Origin of the sequence: Emticicia sp. (assembly GCF_043780375.1) — a bacterium.
GTDB lineage: Bacteria > Bacteroidota > Bacteroidia > Cytophagales > Spirosomataceae > Emticicia.
In genome coordinates this window covers 1-4,779 of the sequence record NZ_JAYWCU010000159.1, presented here as the reverse complement: position 1 = coordinate 4,779, position 4,779 = coordinate 1, and the positions used below count along the sequence as shown (strand labels likewise).

The 4,779-nt window shown below is 33.8% G+C and carries 6 protein-coding genes; 2 read left to right on the top strand and 4 right to left on the bottom strand.

Annotated features, from left to right (window positions below):
* Positions 1 to 1,131: aldehyde dehydrogenase family protein (locus ACH2CJ_RS12685; RefSeq protein ID WP_394993181.1), on the top strand; the 1,131-nt coding region annotated here is incomplete at its 5' end.
* Between the two features lie 117 nt (positions 1,132 to 1,248).
* On the opposite strand, the gene ACH2CJ_RS12680 is transcribed toward ACH2CJ_RS12685, so the two are convergent.
* The 4 genes from ACH2CJ_RS12680 to ACH2CJ_RS12665 form a co-directional block, all read right to left on the bottom strand.
* Positions 1,249 to 1,413 carry a hypothetical protein gene (locus ACH2CJ_RS12680; RefSeq protein ID WP_394993180.1) on the bottom strand — a complete coding sequence of 55 codons (165 nt, stop codon included), beginning with the start codon at positions 1,411 to 1,413 and terminating at the stop codon, positions 1,249 to 1,251.
* 192 nt (positions 1,414 to 1,605) lie between these two features.
* Positions 1,606 to 2,151, bottom strand: a complete 546-nt coding sequence (locus tag ACH2CJ_RS12675) for a DinB family protein (protein ID WP_394993179.1) — start codon at positions 2,149 to 2,151, stop codon at positions 1,606 to 1,608.
* Between the two features lie 128 nt (positions 2,152 to 2,279).
* Positions 2,280 to 2,744, bottom strand: coding sequence for a DinB family protein (locus ACH2CJ_RS12670; protein WP_394993178.1), 465 nt, complete (start codon positions 2,742 to 2,744; stop codon positions 2,280 to 2,282).
* Between the two features lie 59 nt (positions 2,745 to 2,803).
* Positions 2,804 to 3,385, bottom strand: coding sequence for a hypothetical protein (locus ACH2CJ_RS12665; protein ID WP_394993177.1), 582 nt, complete (start codon positions 3,383 to 3,385; stop codon positions 2,804 to 2,806).
* A 126-nt stretch (positions 3,386 to 3,511) separates the two neighbouring features.
* Here ACH2CJ_RS12665 and ACH2CJ_RS12660 point away from each other — a divergent pair.
* Positions 3,512 to 4,779, top strand: a 1,268-nt coding sequence (locus ACH2CJ_RS12660) for a WD40/YVTN/BNR-like repeat-containing protein (protein ID WP_394993176.1), incomplete at its 3' end; no start/stop codon positions are given.

Below are 4,779 nucleotides of genomic sequence, written 5' to 3'. Positions count from 1 at the left end.
GATACGCCTTTGAAAATGATTGGTACTATAAGCAAAATTATTCACGAACCCAAAGGTAATTGTCTGATTATTAGTCCTTGGAATTATCCTTTCAACCTTGCTATAAAGCCACTTTTACAGGCAATTGCTGCTGGAAATGTAGTAATATTGAAACCTTCGGAGGTGGTTCCTCATGCTTCAAAATTGATTTCCGAAATGATTTCTGAATTATTTGATGATAGTGAAATAGCCGTTGTCGAAGGCGATGCAGATGTGTCATCGGTCTTATTAAAACTTAAATTTAGCCATATTTTCTTTACTGGAAGTCCAGCCGTTGGTAAAATAGTGATGACAGCAGCAGCCCAAAATTTGTGTTCAGTAACACTCGAATTGGGTGGAAAATCACCAACCATTATTGATGAAACTGCCAATATTAAGGCAGCGGCACAGGCAATTACAGCCATGAAGTTTTTGAATAATGGTCAAACTTGCATTGCCCCTGATTATATTTATATCCATGAGTCTAAAACTACTGAATTTATCCAAGAAGCTAATGCTTATTTGATAAAAATGTATGGAAATGATGCTTCTAAAACGCCAGATTACTGTCGAGTAGTGAATAACCGACATTATAATCGAGTAAAAAGTTATATGGATGATGCAGTTTCAAAAGGAGCGACGGTTGTAGGTGGCGGACGAAACGATGATGCTGAAAATTACATTGAACCTACGCTTATACTCGGTGTCAATGATGGAATGAAAATCATGCAAGATGAAATATTTGGACCACTTTTACCCATCAAGGAATTTACTGATAATGAGGATGTAACAGAATATGTTAGGAAAGGAGAAAAACCTTTAGCTTTGTATATATTTAGTAAAAAACGCAAGAATATTGACTTTTTCTTGCAAAATACATCGGCTGGAGCATCGGTTATTAATGAAACAACAATTCACTATTTGCAAGATAATTTACCTTTTGGCGGAGTAAATAATTCAGGAATTGGCAAATCTTTTGGTAAATATGGTTTTGAAGAATTTTCAAATAAACGAGCAATTGTCGAAAATAAATTTGCTCAATTTAGTATGTTTCACCCGCCTTATACTAATCGGGTTATGAAATTATTAGACCTTGTTATTAAGTGGTTTTAAAAGCTAAAACTGTGTTGCTTGCCTTTCTTCTTTAATTTTTTTGTATAAATGCATAACCCTCATTCGTTGGATCAAATGAGGGTTATTGTTGTATTAAGATAAAATAAATTGCATCACTTAAAATGTACCGAATGGTGCTGATAATCTTGATATGGCTTCGAGAGCCTCATTCATCCATTTTTTTATTTTTACTCTTTCATTCTTTATTAGAATAACACTACTTAAATCATCAGTACCAAAGTCGTACCAATCGTTGTTTTCAAACTTTAAATACAGGTTCATAATCGTAACTATTTAGTTTACAGATATTTATGTTAGATTATTAATCACAAAATAATCTACTGCAAAGTTCTATATTTCCCAAGCAATTCAAAGCGTGTTCTTTAAATAGTACAAGTACTCGGTTAGATAATTCAACGAATCTTAGAATAATACTGTAAGTTTATTTAAGAATCTTATCGTATCTTGAGCATATTAATATTCATCATCAAGATAATTGCTTGTTTTAAACTCGTCATCGTCGTCGAATTTACTACTTTTTGCAACAGATTTTTTCAAAATTCCAATTTGTCCATTATGATATAGGTCGTGGTGAATGATACCATGTAGGAGCGTATAAAAGTCATACTCAGCACCTGGCACAATCTCAGAAAGTAAAGTATCATCCTTTTCATTTAAAACAGCCATTAGCTCATCATGGCTTAAAGTAAGTTCCATTTGTAGCGTTTCCCACTCAAATTCGTCAATCTCTTTAAGATTTCCCCAGTTTTGTTTTTCTGTTTTAATAAGAAATTCAATATCTCCTTGAATTTTTTTCAATACAAAAATTCTCCAAGTTGTAATATGATAAACCAACTCGGCAATAGTATGAATATCTTTTTGACGATTTCCAGCTGCTTTTGGTTTAATCCCTTTTAAATTTTCTAAAACCGAAGGCCCGTGCCATGCTCCACCATGAAAGGCTGCATTTAATAATATCTTAATTCGGTCAAGTTCTGTTGTTTGTGCTACTTCTTCCATAATATTTTGTTCAATTCTCTTTCAATAATTTTTTTGTTCAAACGAATTTTGCTTAATTTTTTTGTACAATTAACTTAATTTATAAATGCTGAGCTCAATGCGAACATTGCCCGATTTACCTTACAAAATCACTCCCAAAGTACCCAAATCATGCCTAAATGATATGTATCGTGCTGAATCAAGCCAGTTAGCAATTTATAAAAATCATAGTCTTGCCCAGGTACTAATCTTGTAAGGAGTGAATTATCAAAACTTTCTAATTTTAATAATAAAGTTTCCTGAGATTCCTTCAAATTTGACACCAAATTGCTCCAATTTTCTTTTGTAATATCCTCTTCAGACCCATAATTATCTTCTTCTGTAACTAAATCATAACGGATATTATCGTTGAGTTTTTCATAAGCAAACTTCCGCCAAGCAGTCAAATGGAAAACAATCTGACAAATGGTATGTTTTGAAAAGTTTTTGCGAACATCAACTACATTCATTGGCATTGAATTCAGAAATTCCATTACCGATGGTCCATGCCAAGCATCTCCCCGAAAAACGGTGTCGAAATTATCAATTATTTTATCAAGTTCGTTATTGGTCATAGAATGAAGTCTAATTTTTCGCAAATCTAAAAAATTAATCCAGTGTATTATTGAAATCCTTAAAATTCGTGTTTTATTTTTGGATTTTTCTTTACCATTTGTCCGTAAGAGTTTAAAGCTTCATCTATTTTCTTCAATGAAAGGGTTCCTCGAACACTTTCAATAAAAGGAATTAGTTTCCGAAAATAAAATTTTATTTTATCTTCGGGTCTTTTTGGAAAAGGATAAATATCTGAATCAATTCCATGGATGAAATTATAAGCTACATGAATATTTTGGTCGTAAAGAGGATAAACTTCTGGCTTCATGATATGCAATAAAAATGTGCGAGATACGGCTTGTACAGTTTCAAATTTACTATGAAATTCATCCAAATTTATCAAATCTTCAAACTTCATGTCATTAATATATTCTAAATGAGGATAAATTTTATCTTTGATTGCCTCCGCTCGAATGCGTCCTAAACCTGCTTGATTTTCCCATTCAAATAGTTGCAGAATATCTTTATGGGTAAATGGTTTGCCAACTTTTAAATGTTTCTCATAATTTGTTTCCCAAGGAGAATTGTGGTCATACAATTGTATCCAAAATTCAATAAATTTTTTAAAATCGTTTGTGGGTGAAAATACCAATAGATTCATATTAATTATAAGTAGTGATTATAGTTTTTTGGAAAGTTTAAATACGTTTACAAATTTCGATAATTTATGTTGTATTATTATAAAGTTGCACTTAATTTTACGATTAAACCTTAACAAATCATCAACATGAAAAAACTTTTTTTCGTAATTTTAGCATATTTAGTAACAATTAACTCCTTTTCTCAGAAGAAAAAGCCAATTAATTCTGCCATTCAAAGTTCTTCAGTATCTTCTCCAAGTGTTGAATCAAAAAAAATCGACAAAAATCTTTATAATGGACTTTCATGGCGAAATATTGGCCCTTTTAGGGCTGGACGTTCGCTTGCTGTTGCAGGTATTGCCGACCAACCACTTACTTATTATTTTGGTGCAGTTGGTGGGGGTGTTTGGAAGACTACCGATGGCGGAGCAAACTGGAATCATATTGGTGATTCTACTTTTCGATCAAGCTCCGTTGGTGCAATTGCCGTGGCTACATCCGACCCAAATGTTGTATATGTAGGTATGGGTGAAGCTGATATGCGTAGCAATATTAGTTATGGCGATGGTGTTTATAAATCTACCAACGCAGGAAAATCTTGGAAACACGTAGGTTTGCCTAAAGCCGATGGCATTGCAACGATTGAAGTGCACCCAAAAGACCATAATTTGGTTTATGTAGCGGCCGTTGGAAATCCTTTTGCTCCAAATAAAGAGCGGGGCGTTTTCAGAAGTAAAGATGGAGGTGCTACTTGGGAACAAATTTTAAGTAAAAATGATAGCACTGGGGCTTACCACGTAAGAATTGACCCAAATAATCCTCGTGTGATTTATGCGACACTTTGGCAAGCCTATCGCAACGGGCATAGTATGAGTAGCGGCGGAAAAGGATGTGGCTTGTATAAATCGGTTGATGGTGGCGATACTTGGGAATGTTTGAACGAAAAACCAGGAATGCCAAAAGGACTTTTGGGTAAGATGGGAATTGCAGTTTCTCCAGCAAATTCTAATCGCCTGTATGCCATGATTGAAAATGTAAAAGGTGGTCTTTATACTTCGTATGATGCTGGCGAACATTGGACATTGGTTAATGATAACAAAAACCTTTGGCAACGCCCGTGGTATTATATGAATTTGCAAGCGGACCCATTAAACGAAAATAGTTTGATTATTTTGAATGTAAATTCTTTCAAATCTACTGATGGAGGAAAAACGATTCGTAACTTAAATGTGCATCATGGTGACACGCACGATGTTTGGATAAATCCTAAAAATAGTGATAATTTTATTATTGGTGATGATGGCGGTGCTGAAGTTACTTATAATGATGGTGTAACTTTCTCAGATATTGACATTCCGACGGCTCAGTTTTATCATGTGCATCTCGATAATGATTTTCCTTATAATGTTTATGG

Coding starts and splice junctions, on each gene's coding strand:
- ACH2CJ_RS12680 (WP_394993180.1), bottom strand. CDS start 1,413: ATGAACCTGTATTTAAAGTTTGAAAACAACGATTGGTACGACTTTGGT.
- ACH2CJ_RS12675 (WP_394993179.1), bottom strand. CDS start 2,151: ATGGAAGAAGTAGCACAAACAACAGAACTTGACCGAATTAAGATATTA.
- ACH2CJ_RS12670 (WP_394993178.1), bottom strand. CDS start 2,744: ATGACCAATAACGAACTTGATAAAATAATTGATAATTTCGACACCGTT.
- ACH2CJ_RS12665 (WP_394993177.1), bottom strand. CDS start 3,385: ATGAATCTATTGGTATTTTCACCCACAAACGATTTTAAAAAATTTATT.